The organism is Citrobacter sp. RHBSTW-00859, from assembly GCF_013729795.1.
In the GTDB taxonomy this organism is placed as follows: Bacteria; Pseudomonadota; Gammaproteobacteria; order Enterobacterales; family Enterobacteriaceae; genus Citrobacter; species Citrobacter braakii.
In genome coordinates, this window is sequence record NZ_CP056284.1 from 2,665,156 (window position 1) to 2,686,128 (window position 20,973).

Sequence of the window (20,973 nt, forward strand, 5' to 3'; positions counted from 1 at the left end):
TTAGCGTTTCGTGGTGTTAAAGGAGATTTGTAAATGATTAAACGTGTGCTGATTGTTGCATTAATGGGTGTGTCTTTGGCGGGCTGCGTTAACAATGATAGCCTTTCAGGCGACGTATACACCGCATCCGAAGCGAAACAAGTTCAGAACGTTACCTACGGTACAATTGTTCATGTTCGTCCGGTGCAAATCCAGGGTGGTGATGACGCAAACGTGATTGGCGCCATTGGTGGTGCGGTACTCGGCGGGTTCCTGGGTAACACCGTCGGCGGCGGTACGGGTCGTTCATTAGCCACGGCGGCTGGCGCAGTTGCCGGTGGCGTAGCGGGTCAAGGCGTACAAGGTGCGATGAATAAAACACAGGGTGTAGAACTGGAAATCCGTAAGGACGACGGTAATACCATCATGGTGGTTCAGAAACAGGGTGCGACCAAGTTCTCAGCTGGCCAGCGCGTTGTTATGGCTAACAACGGCAGCCAGGTTACCGTGTCTCCACGCTAATCGAATTCACGTGTGGTCAGGCTCTGGCCACACGTCATCTCATCGTTTCAGCCCTGTGACTGCAGTTCAATAATATTGTGTTCCAGTCTGGCGACCAGTTTAATCAGCAGATCAATTTCCTCAGCTGAAATCCCTTCCAAAATTTCTCCACGCGTCTTGTTGATAACCGCTTCCATATCTGCAATCAGCGGCTCTGCTTTTTCTGTCAGTTTAATTCTCTTAGCCCGACGATCGCTGGCGCAAGTCTGTCGTGAAATGAGTCCCTTTTCTTCCAGCTGGTCAAGCGTGCGTACCAACGAAGGCTGCTCGATGCCAATCGCTTTAGCCAACTGAATCTGCGATTGATCAGGCGGCAATTGATGAATGTTGTGCAGCGTAACCCAATGCGTCTGCGTCAACTCCAGAGGTTTCAGGCGATGGTCAATCAGAGCACGCCAAATGCGCACCAACCGTGCCAGATCAGAACCTAATGGCGATTCCAATTTCATCTCCTTATAATTAGCTTGCTAAGTTATTATGCTGATTTTAGAATAGTGTGCAGCATTTGTATTCCCAAAACAAATGTATTGCCAAATTTGCTTACCGGCTGACATTTTTTCAGACATTATGCGTTACAGAGACTCATTGTCTCTTTTTTGCTAAACCTATAGCAATGCTCTCTTCCGCCAAGGATTTTGCCCGTGAAGTTTATGTTTAATGCAACAGGATTGCCCCTACAAGATTTAATGATCGGAGCATCTGTCTACTTCCCTCCTGTTTTCAAGGCGTTTGTAGCAGGATTTATTCTCTGGCTGATTGTTCATCGCCTGCTACGCGACTGGATTTACTCCGGCGAAATCTGGCATCCCCTGTTAATGGATCTGTCACTCTTTACGCTTTGCGTATGTCTGGCCTTTGTAATGCTGATTGTGTGGTGATTATGTCGCTTAAAACCATTAAATACTTCTCCACCATTATAGTCGCTGCCATCGCAGTTTTCGCCGGATGGTGGATGTGGAATTACTATATGCAATCGCCCTGGACACGTGATGGCAAAGTGCGAGCTGAGCAGGTCAGCATCACGCCGCAGGTCTCAGGCAGCATTAGCGAACTCAATATAAAAGATAACCAGTTTGTGAACAAAGGCGATGTCCTTTTTATCATCGACAAGACACCGTTTCACATTGCTGAACTAAATGCGCAAGCGCAGCTGGCGAAGGCACAGTCCGATCTGGCGAAAGCCAATAACGAAGCCAACCGCCGCCGTCATTTATCGCAAAATTACATCTCAGCCGAAGATCTGGATACTGCTAACCTCAACGTGAAAGCCATGCAGGCCAGCGTTGAAGCAGCCGAGGCCAGTCTGCGCCAGGCACAGTGGCAACTGACGCAGACGGTGGTCAAAGCGCCCGTAGCGGGCTGGGTCACCAACCTTTCAACTCGTACTGGAGACTACGCCTCAACCGGTAAGCCCCTGTTTGCCCTTGTCGACAGCCACTCTTTCTATGTGATGGGGTATTTTGAAGAAACCAAGTTGCGCCACATTCGTGAAGGTGCTCCTGCGGTTATCACGCTCTACAGCGGCAACATAAAGTTACAGGGTCACGTATCCAGTATTGGTCGCGCCATCTACGACCAAAGTGTGGAAAGCGATTCCGGCCTGATTCCCGACATCAAACCCAATGTGCCGTGGGTGCGTCTGGCCCAACGCGTTCCGGTCCGCATCGAATTCGACGCTCTGCCGCAGGATGTCACCCTGGTTTCTGGTACGACCTGCAGCGTGTCTATCGGCCAGCGTAAATGAAACTGTCCCACCTGATGCCAGGCCATTGGCCGTGGTTTAAAGCCACGGTAGCGCAGTGGCGTTATGCGTTGCGAAATACCATTGCGATGTGTCTGGCGTTAACGTTCGCCTATTACCTGAATCTGGATGAGCCCTACTGGGCGATGACCTCGGCGGCAGTGGTCAGCTTTCCCACCGTCGGCGGGGTTATCAGCAAAAGTCTGGGTCGTGTTGCGGGTAGCTTACTGGGCGCCACCGCCGCGTTGATTATTGCCGGTCATACCCTCAATGAGCCGTGGTTGTTTTTGCTGAGCATGTCAGTGTGGATCGGTTTTTGTACCTGGGCATGCGCGCATTTCACCAATAACGTCGCCTACGCCTTTCAACTGGCCGGTTATACGGCGGCGATCATTGCTTTTCCCATGGTCAATACCATAGAGATTACGCAGTTGTGGGATATCGCTCAGGCCCGCGTATGCGAGGTCATCGTCGGTATCCTGTGCGGCGGCATGATGATGATGATCCTCCCCAGCACCTCCGATGGCACCACATTGCTTATCGCGCTGAAAAACATGCATTCGCGTTTACTGGAGCATGCCAGCTTACTCTGGCAACCGGAGACAACAGATGCGATTCGCACAGCTCATGAAGGTGTTATCGGTCAGATTTTGACCATGAACCTGCTACGTATTCAGGCGTTCTGGAGTCACTACCGTTTTCGCCGTCAAAATGCGTTGCTCAATTCGCTGTTGCATCAGCAGTTACGTATGACCAGCGTGATCTCCAGTCTGCGCAGGATGCTACTGAACTGGCCCAATCCCCCGGCTAATACCCGGGAAATCATCGAACAACTGCTCAGCGAGCTGGTCAAATCCAATACCGACACCTACACCGTCGCACGTATTATCGCCCCCCTGCGTCCTCTCGATGCACGCGACTATCGGCACGTCGCCTTCTGGCAACGACTGCGTTATTTTTGTCGGCTGTACTTACGCAGCAGTCATTATCTGCATTTACTGGAAAATGGCGTTACCGCCGAGCGTATTACTATCGCCCGCACGCCAGGACTTGCCCGTCATACCGATAATGCGGAAGCCCTCTGGAGCGGATTGCGTACGTTCTGTACCCTGATGCTTATCGGCGCATGGAGCATTGGCGCGCAATGGGAATCAGGCTCTGGCGCACTAACGCTCGCGGCCATCAGCAGCGTGTTGTATTCCGCCGTAGCCACGCCGTTCAAGTCACTTTCTTTGCTGATGCGCACGCTGGTTCTGCTGTCGCTGTTTAGCTTTGTGGTTAAGTTTGGCCTGATGGTGCAAATCTCTGACCTCTGGCAATTCATTCTGTTTCTCTTCCCGCTGCTCGCTACCATGCAACTCCTGAAGCTGCAAATGCCCGCGCTGGCGGGTCTTTGGGGACAGCTAATCGTGTTTATGGGATCGTTTATCGCGGTGACTAATCCACCGGTTTATGATTTTGCTGATTTCCTGAATGACAATATGGCGAAAATCACCGGCGTGGCGCTATCGTGGCTGGCATTCGCCATTCTGCGGCCCGGATCGGATGCGAGGAAAGGTCGCCGCCATATTCGCGCCCTGCGCCGGGATTTTGTCGATCAGCTCAGCCGACATCCCTCGCTCAGTGAAAACGAATTTGAGTCGCTGACCTATCACCACGTCAGCCAGCTCAGCAACAGTCAGGATGCACTGGCGCGACGCTGGCTATTGCGTTGGGGGGTTGTCTTGCTGAACTGCTCGCACGTGGTGTGGCAACTGCGCACCTGGGAGGTGCGTTCAGATCCTCTGGCTCGCGTCAGAGACGTGTGTATTTCGCTGCTTCGCGACGTAATGAGTGAGCGCGGCGTTCAGCAACGGCCGCTGAATGCCACGCTGAGTGAGCTACAGCGTATTTGCGACACGCTCGCCCACCATCATCAACCTGCGGCGCAAGAACTGTCGGCGCTTATCTGGCGACTACACTGCTCGCTTTCGCAGCTCGAACAGGCGCCTCCGCCGGGTACGCTAGGCAATTGATTATTTAATAACGCCACAGGCGTAGCGCGCTCCGCCACCGCCAAGCGGTTTTGGTTGATCGGACATATTATCGCCACCGACATGGATCATCAGCGCTTTGCCTTTAACCTCATCGAGCGTTTTCAGCCGCGGCGCAATGACCGGTGTTGTGGCGTTACCGTCGTTATTCACCACCAGCAGCGGCAGGTCGCCCATGTGGCCTGCGCCTTCCGGACCTTCGTGCTTGCCGGTTTGGTGCGGATCATAATGGCCTCCAGCCGATTCCGCGGCTGAGGCTTTTCCTTCTTTAATCGCCGGTTGGCAACTGCCATTCGCATGCACATGGAAGCCATGTTCACCCGGCGGCAGCGCTTTCAGATCGGGCGTAAACTCCAGCCCTTTCCCGGTTTCAGCAATAGTGACCGTACCAATCGCCTGGCCGACGCCTTGCGACGTTACCAGATTCATTGTCACTTTTTCTTCACTGGCAGCCTGCGCACCTGCACAGGCGAGTAGAGTAATAATGGCCAAACTCAAACGCTTCATAAGACCTCCGTCCAAAAGGTGTCTGATTGATAAGTGTAAACCAGTGACACAAATTTGAACGGAGAAGCGTCAAAAACGCGATTACGGTACGTCGTAACCCAGCGCAGCTTTGCGAATACGGAACCACTGCTGGCGAGACATGTTCAATGACTCAGACTCAACGGCGGCGCGTACACGCTCTATCTTCCCTGAGCCAATAATCGGCAGCGGCTGAGACGGCAGACGTAAAATCCAGGCGTACACCACCTGCTCAATGGACTGCGCGTTTAACTCTTCTGCGATTGTGGCGAGTTCATTACGTAATGGCTGGAACGCATCGTCATTAAACAGACGTCCACCGCCGAGGCAGGACCAGGCCATCGGACGAATGCGCAGTTGTTGCAGTTGATCTAAAGTACCATCCAGCAGGAGCGGCTGATGTACCGGTGAGATCTCAACCTGGTTAGTCGCCAGCGTGAACGGCAGACGCGATTGCAGCAGTGAGAACTGTGCCGGGGTGAAGTTAGATACGCCAAAGTGACGCACTTTTCCGCTATGGTGCAATTTTTTGAACGCGTCGGCTACGTCGTCCGCATCCATGAGCGGATCGGGACGGTGGATGAGCAGCAAATCAATATGATCGGTCGCCAGTAACTTCAACGATGCTTCCGCACTGGCAATGATATGCGCGCTGTCGGTAATGTAATGACCCAGCGCATTTTCCGTGCGTGCCGTCGTGGCGATCCCGCACTTGGTAACAATCTGCATTTTTTCACGCAGATGCGGAGCCAGCTTCAGTGCCTCACCAAACGCCGCTTCACACTGGTATTCGCCGTAAATATCGGCGTGATCGACGGTGGTAACACCCAGATCCAGATGTTCTTCAATAAAGCTGACTAGCTGGCGCGCGGACATATTCCAGTCCATCAGGCGCCAATACCCCATTACAAAGCGAGAAAATTCCGGACCTTGCGGCGCAATAGTAATACGCTGAACCATAGCAGCTTCCTTATAAGTGAATGTGCATCGAGTATACGCAATTACGCTTTTAAAAGAGTGAAGGTTGTTGCGGTTCTTCCGAAGGGTTGGCTTTGTTTGCTCGTAATTTACGCATCAGGCGCTGACGACAAAGCCGTAGCACTTCCTGCTTTTCGGCATCGCTCATCTTTTGCCAGTTAAAACGCTCATCCCGACTGCGAAAACAGCCGCGGCAAAAACCGCGCTCGTCAGACTGACATATTCCACGGCATGGGCTCTGGACGGGGAAAAACTCCAGCTGTTCGGCCATATCCCCTCCTTTCGTAAGATTGATATACCTATTGAAGACGTTAACTGAATTTCTCGCAAGCGCTATTGCATTAGACCGACTGGTCTATTACACTCCTTCCCATGAACAAAATCACTGAACACGATACACGCGAACATCTGCTGGCGACTGGCGAACTGCTGTGTATGCAGCGCGGCTTCACCGGTATGGGCTTAAGCGAACTACTGAAAACCGCTGAAGTCCCCAAAGGTTCGTTTTATCACTATTTTCGCTCTAAAGAAGCGTTCGGTGTTGCGATGCTGGAACGCCACTATGCGGCCTATCATCAGCGACTGGCTACGCACTTTGATACGGGGGCAGGAAACTATCGCGACCGCATTCTGGCCTACTATCAGGAAACCCTGAACCAGTTTAGCCAGCACGGCATTATCAGCGGTTGTTTAACCGTAAAACTGTCTGCCGAAGTGTGCGATCTGTCAGAAGATATGCGCACGGCGATGGATAAAGGCGCGCGGCACATTATTGCGCTGTTAGCGCAGGCGCTGGAGAAAGGTCAGGCAAACCATTGTCTGTCCTTTGTTGGCGAGCCGTTACAGCAGGCGCAGGTATTGTATGCGCTGTGGCTGGGCGCCAACCTGCAGGCCAAGATTTCTCGTAGCGCCACCCCGCTGGAAAATGCGCTGGCGCACGTTAAAACCATCATTACTACGCCTGCCGTTTAACAGGCGTTTTTATTTCTTTTATTACTAGACGACCGGTCTATTCAGGAGTGCCATATGTCATCTGAAAAACTTTTTTCCCCACTGAAAGTGGGTGCTATTACGGCAGCAAACCGCGTATTCATGGCGCCACTGACGCGTCTGCGCAGCATTGAGCCTGGCGACATCCCTACTCCGCTGATGGCCGAGTATTACCGTCAACGCGCCAGCGCGGGTCTTATCATCAGTGAAGCTACACAGATTTCCGCGCAGGCGAAAGGCTATGCGGGGGCACCCGGCTTACACAGCGAAGCGCAAATTGCCGCATGGAAAAAAATCACCGCTGCCGTACATGCGGAGCAAGGTCATATTGCGGTCCAGTTGTGGCATACCGGGCGCATCTCTCACGCCAGTCTGCAGCCCAACGGTCAGGCACCGGTCGCACCTTCCGCGATTAGCGCCGGTACCCGGACCTCGCTTCGTGATGAAAATGGTCTGGCAACGCGTGCGGATACCTCAATGCCGCGTGCGCTGGAAACGGAAGAAATTCCCGGCATCGTTAATGACTTCCGTCAGGCGATTGCCAACGCGCGCGAAGCGGGTTTCGACATGGTTGAACTGCACTCCGCTCACGGCTATCTGCTGCACCAGTTCCTGTCGCCAACGTCTAACCAGCGTACCGATCAATACGGCGGTAGCGTCGAAAATCGTGCGCGTCTGGTGCTGGAAGTTGTCGATGCCGGTATTAAAGAATGGGGTGCCGATCGCATCGGTATTCGCGTCTCTCCGATTGGCTCATTCCAGAACGTTGACAACGGCCCGAACGAAGAAGCCGATGCGCTGTATCTGATTGAACAACTGGGCAAGCGCGGAATCGCTTACCTGCATATGTCTGAGCCGGACTGGGCTGGCGGCGAGCCGTATTCCGATGCGTTTCGCGAAAAAGTTCGTGCACGTTTCCACGGTCCGATCATTGGTGCGGGTGCCTACACACCTGAAAAAGCAGAAGCACTGATCGAGAAGGGCCTGATCGACGCCGTTGCTTTTGGTCGCGCCTATATCGCAAACCCGGATCTGGTTGCGCGCCTGCAGCGTAAAGCGGAGCTGAATCCGCAACGTGCCGAAAGCTTCTACGGCGGCGGCGCGGAAGGTTACACCGATTATCCTACCCTCTAACGTCACAAACTCCGTTCTGCCATTGATAGCGGCGTAACAACGCCGCTATACTAAAACAACATTTTGAATGTATTAGCCATTTTCGAAGGGGAAAAAGATGCGTTTACTTCATACCATGCTGCGCGTGGGTGACCTGCAGCGTTCCATCGAGTTTTATACCAACGTGCTGGGCATGAAGCTGCTGCGTACCAGCGAAAACCCTGAATACAAATACTCCCTGGCCTTTGTCGGCTACGGCCCTGAAACCAGCGAAGCCGTGATCGAACTGACCTATAACTGGGGTGTCGACAAGTATGAGCTGGGCACTGCCTACGGCCATATCGCCCTGAGCGTAGATAACGCAGCCGAAGCCTGTGAACGTATTCGTCAGAATGGCGGTAACGTCACGCGTGAAGCCGGTCCGGTAAAAGGCGGCACCACCGTAATTGCGTTCGTTGAAGATCCAGACGGTTACAAAATTGAACTGATCGAAGAGAAAGACGCCGGGCGCGGCCTGGGCGACTAACCTCCCCACGGGCGCAGATCGTCTGTGCCCGTAGTTTTATACTCATCATTTTGCCATAATACGCGCTGCAATTTTCCCGTATTAAGAGACCCAGATGTCCGATAACGCTCAACTTTCCGGTCTGTGTGACCGTTTTCGTGGTTTTTATCCTGTCGTCATTGATGTCGAAACCGCAGGGTTCAATGCCAAAACCGATGCGCTGCTTGAGATCGCAGCCATCACACTGAAAATGGATGAACAAGGCTGGCTGATGCCGGACACGACGTTACATTTCCACGTAGAGCCATTTGAAGGCGCGAATTTGCAGCCGGAAGCCCTCGCCTTTAACGGAATTGACCCTAACAATCCGCTACGCGGAGCGGTCAGCGAATATGACGCTCTGCATGCCATCTTTAAAATGGTGCGTAAAGGCATTAAAGACAGCGGCTGCAATCGGGCGATCATGGTGGCGCATAACGCTACGTTCGACCACAGTTTTATGATGGCCGCAGCAGAACGCACCTCGCTCAAACGTAATCCATTTCATCCGTTCGTCACCTTTGATACTGCAGCCTTAAGCGGCCTGTCTCTGGGGCAAACTGTGTTGTCGAAAGCGTGCCTGGCGGCGGGAATGGAATTTGACGGGACTCAGGCGCACTCGGCGCTGTATGACACCGAACGGACGGCCGTGCTGTTTTGCGAAATTGTTAACCGCTGGAAACGTCTCGGCGGCTGGCCTCTTCCCATGCCTGAAGAGGCATAACGGACCGATAAAAAAAGCGACCATCACGAGGTCGCTTTTTTATTTACGCTGATATTATTCAGCGTCCGGCTCTTCGGTTTTGTATTTCGCCGCTGTTTCTTTAATCAGCTGCTGCAACTCACCGCGCTGGTACATTTCGATCAAAATGTCACAGCCGCCAACCAGCTCGCCATCAACCCACAGCTGCGGGAAGGTTGGCCAATTTGCGTATTTCGGCAGCTCGGCGCGAATATCCGGGTTCTGCAGAATATCAACATAAGCAAAGCGTTCACCACAGGCGGACAGCGCCTGCACAGCCTGAGCGGAGAAACCGCAGCTTGGCAGTTTAGGGGAACCTTTCATGTACAGGAGAATCGGGTTTTCAGCGATCTGGCGCTGGATTTTTTCGATAGTGGTGCTCATTATCTTGCTTCCTTAAACTTCTTTTACGGCAGTAGTCTGACATTGTAGCGGGTCAGACAGGCAACGGAAAATAACATTTTCATTACGCGTTATTATTTTATCCCCTGACGCCAAAAGTTGCATTCACAATCTCATTTATCCCCTTAAAGCCTGTGGATTTGATTATTCGTTCACCAACGCCAACTTTAATTGCTGATTTTTTTTGCGGTCGGTTACGAAACGTAGTTTTAAACAAAAAAGCTATTAACTTTCCCTCTTTCTATAGATTAGAATCATCAAGTTTTGAAAATCACACGCAGGCATGATAGACCTGCCTTACCAGAGGATTGCTCAGTGGCGCGGATAAACCGAATCTCGATCACGCTCTGTGCTTTACTTTTTACTACACTGCCCTTTACGCCCATGGCTCATGCTTCCAAGCAGGCCAGGACGACACCTACCCATTCTCACACCATCAAAACGGTAGATAAAAAGAAAAGCGCAACAACCAGCCAAAAAACAACAAAGACCAGCAAGAAAACGGCGACAAAGACCACCAGCAAAACCAGCACCAAAACCGCTTCCTCTTCTAAACATCGTACTGCCGCTCCGGCAAAGTCGACTAAAACAGCAAACCGTCGTGGTAAAAACACCGCAGCACAAACCGCTGCCGTTACCTGGACTGAAAAATGCACGCCGCGCAAAGGCCATAAGCCGCGCTGTGTAAAAGTGAAAACCACCGCACCAACGACGCTGGCCGACGCGCATAAAGTGAAAGTGCAGAAAGCCACTAAAACCGCCATGTCCACGCTGATGAACCAAATCGGCAAGCCTTATCGCTGGGGCGGCACCTCACCAAGAACCGGGTTTGACTGCAGCGGTCTGGTCTATTACGCCTATAAAGATCTGGTGAAATTCCGCATTCCACGCACTGCGAACGAAATGTATCATCTGCGCGATGCCGCGCCGATTGAACGTGGCGAACTGAAAAATGGCGATCTGGTATTTTTCCGTACCCAGGGGCGTGGAACTGCCGATCACGTTGGCGTTTATGTTGGCAACGGTAAGTTTATTCAGTCACCGCGCAGCGGCCAGGAAATTCAAATCACCTCTCTGAGTGAAGATTACTGGCAGCGCCACTATGTGGGCGCTCGTCGGGTAATGACGCCAAAAACAATTCGTTAAAAACTTACCCTACAGTACCTGCTGTAGGGTAAGTTCTTCTTTTGCATAACCTTTCAATTTGCTACCCTATCCTTACTCACAATGAGGCTATTGTGTGTACTCAATACAAATAATAAGGAGAGAAGCAATGTCGTTTGAATTACCTGCATTACCGTATGCCAAAGATGCTCTGGCACCGCACATTTCTGCCGAAACGCTGGAATATCACTATGGCAAACACCATCAAACTTACGTGACTAATCTGAACAACCTGATTAAAGGCACGGCGTTTGAAGGCAAATCACTGGAAGAGATCGTACGTAGCTCTGAAGGCGGTGTATTCAATAACGCAGCACAGGTATGGAACCACACGTTCTACTGGAACTGCCTGGCACCGAACGCAGGTGGCGAACCTACCGGTAAACTGGCCGAAGCAATTGCCGCCTCCTTTGGCAGCTTTGCGGATTTCAAAGCGCAGTTCACCGATGCCGCTATTAAAAACTTCGGTTCTGGCTGGACCTGGCTGGTAAAAGGAACGGATGGCAAACTGGCTATCGTTTCCACCTCCAATGCAGGTACACCGCTGACCACCGACGCGACGCCGCTGATGACCGTTGACGTATGGGAACACGCCTACTACATCGATTATCGCAATGCCCGTCCTGGCTACCTGGAAAACTTCTGGGCGCTGGTGAACTGGGAATTTGTTGCGAAGAACTTCGCAGCGTAAAAAAGATGACGCAGAAGGAGAACCCTTCTGCGTTTTAGCATTAATTCGCGGTAGTGAAAGCCTCTTCAGGCTGTTTGCGCGCCGAGATAAAGACCAGCAGCAGCGCAAGCCCCGCCACAATTGCCCCCATCACCGGAACAAAGCTGTAGCCCAACCCACCGGAAATCACCGCCCCACCGGCTGCGGCACCCAGAGCATTCCCCAGATTAAACGCGCCAATGTTGACTGACGATGATAATCCAGGCGCTTCGCTGGCAACGCGCATCACGCGCATCTGCAACGGCGGAACGACCGCAAACGTCGCTGCCCCCCAGATGACCATACTGACTGCCGCACCCAGCTCATTACGCGCCAAGAAAGGAATGGCCAGCATAATAACCATCAGAAGCAGTAAAAAACCTTTCAGCGTACCGTTGACGGAACGGTCAGCCAGTTTGCCACCAAGATAGTTACCGATTGAGAAGCCAACGCCAATCAGCACCAGCATACCGGTCACAAACGCCGGTGTGGCATGGGTGATCGTATGTAACACTGGCGAGATATAGGTATAAAGCGTGAACATTGCCCCGGCTCCCAGAACGGTCGTCAGCAGCGCCGACAGCACCTGCGGACGCATAAGTACCGCCAGTTCGCTACGGACATCCGGGCGCTCTCCCGCTCCACCTTTGGGTAATGAGAAGAACAGGCTGACCATGGCGATGACGCCCAGACCCGCCGTTGCCATAAACGACATACGCCAGCCGATGGTTTCACCAAGCCAGGTCGCCGCAGGAACGCCGCCAATATTGGCAATGGTCAACCCCATAAACATGGTTGCCACGGCGCTGGCCTGCTTATGTTTGGGTACTACGCTTGCAGCGACAACGGAGCCAAGACCAAAAAATGCCCCATGGTTCAGACTGGTCAAAATACGCGATAACATCAGGGTGGTGTAATCCGGCGAAATAGCCGATAGCACGTTGCCCAGCGTGAAAATCGCCATCAGGAATATCAACGCATTACGTCGCGCACGATGGGACAGCAGTAATGTCATCAGCGGAGCACCCACCATCACCCCAACCGCATACGCGCTGATCAACATTCCGGCCGCGGGAATCGAGACATCCACACCTTTGGCAATGACGGGCAATAATCCCATTGGCGAAAATTCAGTGGTGCCAATGCCAAACGCGCCGATCGCCAGCGCCAGTAAAGGATAATTGAGTTTCATATTTCGACTCCGTAACGTCGAGCCGGGGCGCGACATAAAATAAGAGTCAAAAGCATGACATTGATCGCAAAATTAATAAAGTTAACAAAATTGCAAAAGACTTTTGCTTATTCGCAAACAATCGACGGGAAAGGCAAGCGGAAAGGATGAGGGAGAGCGAACTCCCTCGGGGGAAATCAATGCAGCGCTGCGGTCAGGCCACCCGCAACGATCAAACCCAGAACAATAATGGTAGTCACTAACGAAAATTTCAGATCGGTGCTCATCAAGTTTTCTCCTTTTTATTCCCACACAAAAAGTGATATTGCGCATTTTTACACACTTGAAAGCAAAAATCTCTCACGATTTATATTGATAACTGCTTTTAACTCTTCCCCTTTTCGTTAAGATCAGACAAAATTCCACGCTTACTTGATTAGCGTACCGGCCATTGACCCCTTCCTGACGTTCCGTGTCGTTTTCCCGGCGTGCCGCAACCCTTACGTTGCGCTAAGGGTGTGTTAAGGCAAACGTTTACCTGGAGTATTCTCAGGAGCTTAGGATATGGTCTGGAGTGAGATGTAATGGCAACAATTAAAGATGTAGCGAAGCGAGCAAACGTTTCCACTACAACCGTATCACACGTAATTAACAAGACGCGCTTTGTCGCGGAAGAAACGCGTAATGCTGTCTGGGCGGCGATCAAAGAGCTGCACTATTCTCCGAGCGCCGTGGCGCGCAGCCTGAAGGTGAATCACACCAAGTCTATTGGCTTGCTGGCCACCAGCAGCGAAGCGGCCTATTTCGCTGAAATTATCGAAGCCGTTGAGAAAAACTGTTTCCAGAAAGGCTACACCCTGATTCTGGGTAACGCATGGAACAGTCTCGAAAAACAGCAGGCTTATCTGTCAATGATGGCGCAAAAGCGCGTTGATGGTCTGCTGGTGATGTGTTCTGAATATCCGGAGTCGCTGCTTTCGATGCTCGAAGAGTACCGCCATATTCCGATGGTCGTCATGGACTGGGGCGAAGCTAAAGCCGACTTTACCGATACGGTCATTGATAACGCCTTCGAAGGCGGTTACATGGCGGGTCGGTATCTGGTAGAACGCGGTCATCGTGAGATTGGCGTGATCCCAGGACCAATGGAGCGTAATACCGGAGCCGGGCGTCTGGCAGGCTTTATGAAAGCGATGGAAGAAGCGCTGATTAAAGTTCCTGAAAACTGGATTGTGCAGGGCGATTTTGAGCCTGAATCGGGCTATCGCGCCATGCAGCAAATTCTGTCACAGTCGCATCGTCCGACCGCCGTCTTCTGCGGTGGCGATATCATGGCGATGGGTGCGCTGTGCGCCGCTGACGAGATGGGACTGCGCGTACCGCAGGATGTTTCGCTCATCGGTTACGACAACGTGCGCAACGCCCGCTTCTTCACGCCGGCTCTGACGACCATTCACCAGCCTAAAGATTCACTGGGGGAAACGGCCTTCAACATGCTGTTAGACCGTATCGTGAATAAACGTGAAGAGTCGCAGTCTATCGAGGTTCATCCGCGCCTGGTAGAACGCCGCTCCGTTGCCGACGGCCCGTTCCGCGATTACCGTCGTTAAGACAGTTGTGCGGGAGCCTCATCGGGCTCCCGCAGCCATTCCTTATTCAGCGTTTCACTATCCCCTAAATAGTCCAGCAGCCAGCTCAATGCCGGCGACGTATCGTTCTGTTGCCATGTCAGGCAGCATGCGGCATCAGGAAATGGATTCTCCAGCTGCAGAGCGACCCATTTGCCGCTATCAATCCACGGTTTGGCAAAATGCGTCGGTACCATGCCCACGCACAAACCTGCCGATAAACAGGTCGCAGAAGATTCCCAGTCAGGCACCACGACGCGCTTTTGGTTATCCAGCAGCCAGGTAATACGCTTAGGAAGCGTACGCGACGTGTCTTCACGCACCAGCGACGGCCAGTTGCGCAACGTGTCGTCGCTTAGCGGTCCGGGCATTGACGCCAACGGATGATGGCTTGCCACCACGCAGCTCCAGCTCAGCATTCCCATGTCGCGGAAGGTATAGCGCCCCCCCACCGGAATCGCCTGCGTGGCGCCGATTGCCAGCTCAACGCGCCCATCGGACAGCGCATCCCAGACACCGTTAAACACCTCCTGGAAAACCAGCAGCTCCACATCATCAAAATGACGATAGAAATCCACGATCATCTGTCGGGTACGATCCGGGCGGACAATGTTATCTACCGCGATCGCCAACTGCCCGCGCCAGCCGTTGGCAATTTGCTGACATTGCTGGCGGGTGATCTGCATTTTTTTGATAACAGAGCGGCCTTCCTTGAGAAACCATGCACCGGCAGGCGTCAATTCCACGTCCCGATGGCGTCGCTCAAAAAGCGGCACCGCCAGCCACTCTTCCAGTTGACGCACGGTGTAGCTTACCGCCGAGGGTACGCGGTGCAACTCCTGCGCGGCCGAACTAAAGCTACCGTTACGCGCAACCGCATCCACAACTTCAAGTGAATATTCCGACCACATGTTCTGCCTACAAAAAATTTGAAATCAGTAAGCAAATATTAGCGTTTCACAGCAAGAATTACACTCACTACACTCAGCGGCATTGTACTACTGCTAAAAAAAGAGAAATGATGATGCAACCTGGGAAAGGATTTTTAGTCTGGCTGGCGGGTCTTAGCGTACTCGGCTTTCTGGCAACGGATATGTATCTGCCCGCCTTTGCCGCAATTCAGTCCGATCTGCAGACGCCTGCATCTGCCGTCAGCGCCAGCCTTAGCTTATTCTTAGCGGGTTTTGCCGTCGCGCAACTTCTGTGGGGGCCGCTCTCTGACCATTATGGTCGCAAGCCTGTTTTGCTGCTGGGTTTATCCATCTTCGCGCTGGGCAGTTTGGGCATGCTGTGGGTTGAAAATGCCACCGGTCTGCTGGTACTGCGCTTTGTTCAGGCCGTTGGCGTTTGTGCGGCATCGGTTATCTGGCAGGCGCTGGTCACCGATTATTATCCTTCACAAAAAGTAAACCGCATCTTTGCCACCATTATGCCATTGGTCGGGTTATCCCCGGCATTAGCGCCGTTATTAGGCAGTTGGATCCTGGTACATTTTTCCTGGCAGGCCATTTTCGCCACCCTGTTTGCCATTACCCTGATCCTGATGCTTCCGGCTCTGCGCTTAAAACCAACAGCTAAAGCACGCGACGACAGCCAGGATAAACTGACTTTCGCTACCCTGTTGCGCTCAAAAGTTTACCGCGGAAACGTGCTGATTTATGCCGCCTGCTCCGCGAGCTTCTTCGCGTGGCTGACGGGTTCCCCGTTCATCCTCAGCGAAATGGGCTACAGTCCGGCGGTGATTGGCCTGAGCTATGTTCCACAAACCATCGCTTTCTTAATTGGTGGTTACGGCTGCCGCGCTGCGCTGCAAAAATGGCAGGGCCGTCAGTTGCTGCCCTGGTTACTCATTCTGTATGCCTTTAGCGTAGTAGCCACCTGGGCAACCGGCTTTATTCACCATGTTGCGCTGGCTGAAATCCTCATTCCATTCTGCGTTATGGCGATTGCCAATGGAGCAATCTACCCTATTGTTGTGGCTCAGGCGTTACGTCCTTTCCCACAAGCTACGGGACGCGCAGCGGCATTGCAGAACACACTGCAACTGGGTTTATGCTTCCTGGCAAGCCTTGTGGTTTCCTGGTTGATCGCCACCCCGCTGCTCACCACCACCAGCGTGATGCTGACAACGGTGCTGCTGGCGGCCGCGGGTTACAAAATGCAGTCGCAGAAGGCTAACGCCCCGCACACAGATGATCGGGCGCAAATTGCCCACGGTGAGTCTCACTAGTAGTCACCCTTGATAATTGATTAGCCTGCTAATATTTATTGGTTGAATCGTCAAAAATTCAGGCCTATACTGATTTCCGGTTGTTAAAAAAACGATAATTGTTATGTGTTAACGGGGACAAGAACGTTCCCGTTTTCCCATGGATGGTCTTTTCGGCAAGGGTTCCTCCCTTCCTCTGTTCTACGTCGGATTATAGATTCGCGGATTAATTCCGTGAGAGTTCTCACAAAGCCCAAAAAAGCGTCTACGCTATTTTAAGGTTCTGATCACCGACCAGTGATGGAGAAGCTATGAGTTCATCGTGTATAGAAGACGTCAGCGTACCGGATGATGACTGGTACCGCATCACCAATGAATTATTGAGCCGTGCAGGTATTACCATTAATGGTCCGGCACCGGCAGATATTCGCGTAACGAACCCCGATTTTTTCAAACGCGTATTGCAGGAAGGATCGTTAGGGTTGGGCGAAAGTTATATGGATGGCTGGTGGGAATGCGACCGGCTGGACATGTTTTTTTGTAAAGTCCTGCGCGCCGGTCTTGAAAACCAACTCCCCCGCCACTTTAAAGACACGCTACGTATCGCCACGGCTCGCCTGTTCAATTTACAGACCAAAAAACGTGCGTGGGTCGTCGGCAAAGAACACTACGATTTGGGCAACGATCTCTTTACCCGCATGCTGGACCCTTATATGCAGTATTCCTGCGCCTACTGGAAAGATGCCGATACCCTGGAATCTGCCCAACAGGCGAAGCTAAAAATGATTGCCGAAAAACTGCAGTTGAAGCCAGGCATGCGGGTGCTCGATATTGGCTGCGGCTGGGGCGGCTTATCCCAGTTTATGGCGTCACAATATGGCGTTAGCGTGGTGGGCGTGACCGTTTCGGCAGAACAGCAGAAAATGGCGCAGGCGCGTTGTGCGGGGCTGGATGTCACAATTTTGCTGCAGGATTATCGCGACCTTAACGACAAATTTGATCGCATTGTCTCCGTCGGCATGTTTGAGCATGTGGGGCCGAAGAACTACGCGACTTATTTTGAAGTGGTTGATCGTAATTTAAAACCCGACGGTCTCTTTTTGCTGCATAGCATCGGCTCCAAAAAGACCGACAATAACGTTGATCCGTGGATCAATAAATATATCTTCCCGAACGGCTGTTTACCGTCAGTTCGCCAGATTGCCAACGCCAGCGAGCCGCATTTTGTGATGGAAGACTGGCATAATTTTGGCGCGGATTACGATACAACGTTGATGGCCTGGCACGAGCGTTTCATGAGATCCTGGCCTGAAATCGCCGATAACTATACCGAACGCTTTAAACGGATGTTCAGCTATTACCTGAACGCCTGCGCCGGTGCGTTTCGTGCTCGCGACATCCAGCTGTGGCAGGTGGTTTTTTCCCGCGGCGTTGAACACGGCCTGCGCGTTCCCCGCTAATCGTTATCACCCCCGTGCCAACGGGGGTTTTACACTCTGGCTTAGGCTCCCGCCTCACCCGTTACGTTACTGATGGCGCTTTCACGCGCCGCCAGTACGCGCTCAACGGTATCAACCACCGCCTGGGTTTGAGGATCGATTTCGATATTGACCCGCGCGCCTAACTTTTTCTTACCCAGAGTCGTACGTTCCAGCGTTTCCGGGATCAAATGCACACAGAAACGCGTCGGTGTCACCTCGCCGACCGTCAGACTGATGCCATCAATTCCGATAAATCCTTTGTACAAGATGTATTTCATCAGCGACGGATCCTGAACTTTAAACCACACCTGGCGGTTGTTCTCCGAGGTCAGAATTTTCGACACTTCGGCGGTCGTCATAATATGGCCCGACATTAAATGTCCGCCAATTTCATCACTGAATTTTGCCGCACGCTCAACGTTGACCAAATCCCCAACCTTCAGGTCACCCAGATTGGTGATACGCAGCGTTTCTTTCATCAGATCAAAGCTTATCTGGTTACCGTTGATTTCGGTTACCGTCAGGCAGCACCCATTGTGGGCAACCGATGCGCCGGTCTCCAGCGCATCCAACATATATTCAGGTAACTCCACAACATGCGTACGAAAATTTGGTTTTTCATCAATAGACACCAGTTTCGCGGTGCCCTGCACAATACCCGTAAACATACTTCTAACTCCTGAACTGAATTAAGACATCTCTGCACAGCACAATAGCAGGTGGAAATTCAGGTTGCCAGCAATGCGCCGCTACTGCCTGTTTTTTCACTGGAGAATTACGTATTCCTCGCTACAATAGACTGAAATTTCCCCTGCTTTTTCTCCTTGCTGCCATATAAGGCGGCTTTTTTAGTCTCTCAAATAACAACAATATAGTGGTGTACACGTGCAAAAGTATGTAAGTGAAGCGCGTCAGTTATTAGCTCTGGCAATTCCGGTGATTCTTGCGCAAATCGCTCAAACCGCAATGGGATTCGTTGATACCGTCATGGCGGGCGGATACAGCGCCACGGACATGGCGGCCGTCGCCATTGGCACATCTATTTGGTTGCCGGCCATTTTGTTTGGTCACGGACTGCTGCTGGCCTTGACGCCAGTGATTGCGCAACTCAATGGTTCCGGGCGCCGCGACCGTATTGCCCATCAAATACGCCAGGGTTTCTGGCTGGCGGGCAGCGTCTCCATTCTGATTATGATCGTGCTCTGGAACGCGGGATACATTATTCGCTCCATGCATAACATCGACCCGGCGCTGGCGGATAAAGCCGTCGGCTACCTGCGTGCGTTGCTGTGGGGCGCGCCGGGGTATTTGTTCTTCCAGGTAGCCCGTAACCAGTGTGAAGGTCTGGCCAAAACCAAACCGGCGATGGTGATGGGATTTCTCGGCCTGCTGGTGAACATTCCTGTTAACTATGTTTTCATTTATGGGCATTTTGGCATGCCGGAGCTAGGCGGCGTGGGCTGCGGCGTGGCAACAGCGGCGGTTTACTGGGTGATGTTTATCGCCATGCTGTCATACGTTAAACGCGCACGCTCGATGCGTGATATCCGTAATGAGCGTGGTTTCCAGAAACCGGACACCGCCGTAATGAAGCGCCTGGTACAGCTGGGTTTACCTATCGCGCTGGCGTTATTTTTCGAAGTGACGCTGTTTGCTGTGGTGGCGCTACTGGTTTCCCCGCTGGGGATTGTCGACGTGGCCGGACACCAGATCGCGCTCAACTTCAGCTCGTTAATGTTCGTCCTGCCGATGTCTCTGGCTGCAGCCGTCACCATTCGAGTCGGTTATCGTCTGGGCCAGGGTTCCACGCTGGATGCGCAAACCGCAGCCAGAACAGGTCTGGGCGTCGGCGTCTGCATGGCGGTTGTGACGGCGATTTTCACCGTGACATTCCGTGAGCACATTGCCCTGCTCTACAACAATAACCCGGAAGTTGTCGCTCTGGCAGCGCAGCTCATGTTACTGGCCGCGGTGTATCAAATATCGGACTCTATCCAGGTTATTGGCAGCGGTATCCTACGTGGTTATAAAGATACGCGTTCCATTTTCTTTATTACCTTTACGGCATACTGGGTACTGGGTCTGCCGAGCGGTTATATTCTGGCGCTGACCGATCTGGTGGTTGACCGGATGGGACCGGCAGGATTCTGGATGGGCTTTATTATCGGCCTGACCTCTGCGGCAGTGTTGATGATGCTGCGGATGCGTTTTCTGCAGCGCCAGCCGTCAGCGGTTATTTTACAACGCGCCGCACGATAATCCCCAAAAAGCCGCCATCTGGCGGCTTTTTTATATCCTCAAAACGGGCTGGCGTTTTGGGCCATCATCCATTCCTGACTGACCGGATGCCTGAAATGCAGTTCACTGGCATGCAGCATCAGTCTCGGCGTCCGTTCAGTGCCTGGCAGCAGACGCCCACCATATAAATCGCACCCCAAAATGGGATGCCCCAACTGCTGACAGTGGATCCGCAACTGGTGGGTACGCCCGGTTTCAGGCGTCAGCCGTACCCGCGTCAAAGCGAGTAACGTCCCATCTTGCTGGCGATGATGAAAACGCTCAATAACCTGATAGCGCGAGCGCGCGGGTTTACCGTTAATGGCGCAAATCGACATCAGTGGAAACAGCGCCGGGTCCTTGGCAATCGCTGCGTCTATAACGCCTTCATCGTTTTTCAGATGCCCGCACAACAACGCACTATACACCTTGCTTACCGCGCGCTGACTGAACTGCTGGCAAAGCGCGGCGTTGATAGCCTTGTTACGGGCAATCACCATCAGCCCTGACGTCCCAAAATCAAGCCGATGTACCAGCGTACAGCCGGGGTAAATCTGTACCAGCCGGTGATGTACCGAATCGAGATTCTGCGGGTTTTTCCCCGACAAGCTAAGCAGTCCGGTAGGTTTATTGATAAGCACCAGATGCTCGTCCTGATAGAGGATCGCTATCTCCTCATGACAAGGCGGGGCAATAAAGGTATCGAGGATCGTAGACATGAGCGGC

At 52.5% G+C, this 20,973-nt stretch carries 23 protein-coding genes and 1 pseudogene; 14 read left to right on the forward strand and 10 right to left on the reverse strand.

Annotation, left to right across the window (positions count from 1 at the left end):
* Positions 1-33 precede the first annotated feature (33 nt).
* Positions 34-501, forward strand: coding sequence for an outer membrane lipoprotein SlyB (gene slyB, locus HV302_RS13315; protein ID WP_046276343.1), 468 nt, complete (start codon positions 34-36; stop codon positions 499-501).
* Positions 502-548: 47 nt separating this feature from the next.
* On the opposite strand, the gene slyA is transcribed toward slyB, so the two are convergent.
* The gene (gene slyA, locus HV302_RS13320) at positions 549-989 is read right to left on the reverse strand and encodes a transcriptional regulator SlyA (RefSeq protein WP_019076732.1); all 441 of its coding nucleotides are present in this window, start codon (positions 987-989) and stop codon (positions 549-551) included.
* 192 nt (positions 990-1,181) lie between these two features.
* Here slyA and HV302_RS13325 point away from each other — a divergent pair, with 192 nt between their 5' ends.
* The 3 genes and pseudogenes from HV302_RS13325 (at position 1,182) to HV302_RS13335 (ending at position 4,321) form a co-directional block, all read left to right on the forward strand.
* Entirely contained in the window at positions 1,182-1,418 is a 237-nt protein-coding gene (locus HV302_RS13325) for a DUF1656 domain-containing protein (RefSeq protein WP_016152997.1), read from the forward strand.
* A 2-nt stretch (positions 1,419-1,420) separates the two neighbouring features.
* Positions 1,421-2,284, forward strand: coding sequence for an efflux RND transporter periplasmic adaptor subunit (locus HV302_RS13330; RefSeq protein ID WP_016152996.1), 864 nt, complete (start codon positions 1,421-1,423; stop codon positions 2,282-2,284).
* A pseudogene (locus HV302_RS13335) lies at positions 2,281-4,321 on the forward strand (FUSC family protein). The gene HV302_RS13330 and the pseudogene HV302_RS13335 overlap by 4 nt, the downstream one beginning before the upstream one ends.
* Here the strand turns inward: HV302_RS13335 and sodC are convergent.
* The 3 genes from sodC to HV302_RS13350 form a co-directional block, all read right to left on the reverse strand.
* Positions 4,297-4,821 carry a superoxide dismutase [Cu-Zn] SodC gene (gene sodC, locus HV302_RS13340; protein WP_016156429.1) on the reverse strand — a complete coding sequence of 175 codons (525 nt, stop codon included), beginning with the start codon at positions 4,819-4,821 and terminating at the stop codon, positions 4,297-4,299. The pseudogene HV302_RS13335 and the gene sodC overlap by 25 nt on opposite strands.
* An 81-nt stretch (positions 4,822-4,902) precedes the next feature.
* Entirely contained in the window at positions 4,903-5,799 is an 897-nt protein-coding gene (locus tag HV302_RS13345; RefSeq protein WP_181625946.1) for an aldo/keto reductase, read from the reverse strand.
* 49 nt (positions 5,800-5,848) lie between these two features.
* Entirely contained in the window at positions 5,849-6,088 is a 240-nt protein-coding gene (locus HV302_RS13350) for a DUF1289 domain-containing protein (protein ID WP_016156428.1), read from the reverse strand.
* Positions 6,089-6,189: 101 nt separating this feature from the next.
* Between HV302_RS13350 and HV302_RS13355 the strand changes: the two genes are divergently transcribed.
* From HV302_RS13355 to rnt, 4 genes are all read left to right on the forward strand, one after another.
* Complete coding sequence (locus HV302_RS13355; protein WP_016152991.1) at positions 6,190-6,789, forward strand: TetR/AcrR family transcriptional regulator; 600 nt, start codon at positions 6,190-6,192, stop codon at positions 6,787-6,789.
* Positions 6,790-6,843: 54 nt separating this feature from the next.
* Positions 6,844-7,941, forward strand: a complete 1,098-nt coding sequence (locus HV302_RS13360; protein ID WP_003029197.1) for an alkene reductase — start codon at positions 6,844-6,846, stop codon at positions 7,939-7,941.
* Positions 7,942-8,038: 97 nt separating this feature from the next.
* Positions 8,039-8,446: a lactoylglutathione lyase gene (gene gloA, locus HV302_RS13365; protein ID WP_003029198.1), complete on the forward strand. Its 408-nt coding sequence runs from the start codon at positions 8,039-8,041 to the stop codon at positions 8,444-8,446.
* A 94-nt stretch (positions 8,447-8,540) separates the two neighbouring features.
* Entirely contained in the window at positions 8,541-9,188 is a 648-nt protein-coding gene (rnt, locus tag HV302_RS13370; protein WP_181625947.1) for a ribonuclease T, read from the forward strand.
* Positions 9,189-9,242: 54 nt separating this feature from the next.
* Here rnt and grxD read toward each other — a convergent pair whose 3' ends face one another.
* Positions 9,243-9,590 (reverse strand): monothiol glutaredoxin 4, encoded by a 348-nt coding sequence (grxD, locus tag HV302_RS13375; protein WP_003832760.1) that lies wholly within the window; start codon positions 9,588-9,590, stop codon positions 9,243-9,245.
* 333 nt (positions 9,591-9,923) lie between these two features.
* Between grxD and HV302_RS13380 the strand changes: the two genes are divergently transcribed.
* Positions 9,924-10,754, forward strand: a complete 831-nt coding sequence (locus tag HV302_RS13380) for a C40 family peptidase (protein ID WP_019076728.1) — start codon at positions 9,924-9,926, stop codon at positions 10,752-10,754.
* Positions 10,755-10,881: 127 nt separating this feature from the next.
* Positions 10,882-11,463 carry a superoxide dismutase [Fe] gene (gene sodB / locus HV302_RS13385; protein WP_016152988.1) on the forward strand — a complete coding sequence of 194 codons (582 nt, stop codon included), beginning with the start codon at positions 10,882-10,884 and terminating at the stop codon, positions 11,461-11,463.
* A gap of 40 nt (positions 11,464-11,503) precedes the next feature.
* Here the strand turns inward: sodB and HV302_RS13390 are convergent, their stop codons facing one another.
* Together HV302_RS13390 and cydH are read right to left on the reverse strand one after the other, a co-directional pair.
* Entirely contained in the window at positions 11,504-12,673 is a 1,170-nt protein-coding gene (locus tag HV302_RS13390) for an MFS transporter (protein WP_103283845.1), read from the reverse strand.
* A 176-nt stretch (positions 12,674-12,849) separates the two neighbouring features.
* The gene (gene cydH / locus HV302_RS13395; RefSeq protein WP_003029209.1) at positions 12,850-12,939 is read right to left on the reverse strand and encodes a cytochrome bd-I accessory subunit CydH; all 90 of its coding nucleotides are present in this window, start codon (positions 12,937-12,939) and stop codon (positions 12,850-12,852) included.
* Positions 12,940-13,236: 297 nt separating this feature from the next.
* Between cydH and purR the strand changes: the two genes are divergently transcribed.
* Positions 13,237-14,262: an HTH-type transcriptional repressor PurR gene (purR, locus tag HV302_RS13400; RefSeq protein ID WP_003832757.1), complete on the forward strand. Its 1,026-nt coding sequence runs from the start codon at positions 13,237-13,239 to the stop codon at positions 14,260-14,262.
* Here purR and punR read toward each other — a convergent pair.
* The gene (gene punR / locus HV302_RS13405; RefSeq protein WP_080858749.1) at positions 14,259-15,191 is read right to left on the reverse strand and encodes a DNA-binding transcriptional activator PunR; all 933 of its coding nucleotides are present in this window, start codon (positions 15,189-15,191) and stop codon (positions 14,259-14,261) included. The genes purR and punR overlap by 4 nt on opposite strands.
* Positions 15,192-15,304: 113 nt before the next feature.
* Between punR and punC the strand changes: the two genes are divergently transcribed.
* A complete protein-coding gene (punC, locus tag HV302_RS13410; protein ID WP_016156423.1) occupies positions 15,305-16,510 on the forward strand; it encodes a purine nucleoside transporter PunC in 1,206 nt (401 codons plus the stop codon).
* A gap of 290 nt (positions 16,511-16,800) precedes the next feature.
* A complete protein-coding gene (gene cfa / locus HV302_RS13415; protein WP_016152983.1) occupies positions 16,801-17,949 on the forward strand; it encodes a cyclopropane fatty acyl phospholipid synthase in 1,149 nt (382 codons plus the stop codon).
* A 41-nt stretch (positions 17,950-17,990) separates the two neighbouring features.
* Here the strand turns inward: cfa and HV302_RS13420 are convergent, their stop codons facing one another.
* Positions 17,991-18,638, reverse strand: coding sequence for a riboflavin synthase (locus HV302_RS13420; RefSeq protein WP_016152982.1), 648 nt, complete (start codon positions 18,636-18,638; stop codon positions 17,991-17,993).
* Between the two features lie 217 nt (positions 18,639-18,855).
* On the opposite strand from HV302_RS13420, the gene mdtK reads away from it, so the two are divergent.
* Positions 18,856-20,229 (forward strand): multidrug efflux MATE transporter MdtK, encoded by a 1,374-nt coding sequence (gene mdtK / locus HV302_RS13425; RefSeq protein ID WP_016152981.1) that lies wholly within the window; start codon positions 18,856-18,858, stop codon positions 20,227-20,229.
* Between the two features lie 38 nt (positions 20,230-20,267).
* Here mdtK and HV302_RS13430 read toward each other — a convergent pair whose 3' ends face one another.
* Positions 20,268-20,966 (reverse strand): RluA family pseudouridine synthase, encoded by a 699-nt coding sequence (locus tag HV302_RS13430; protein WP_181625948.1) that lies wholly within the window; start codon positions 20,964-20,966, stop codon positions 20,268-20,270.
* Between the last annotated feature and the right edge of the window lie 7 nt (positions 20,967-20,973).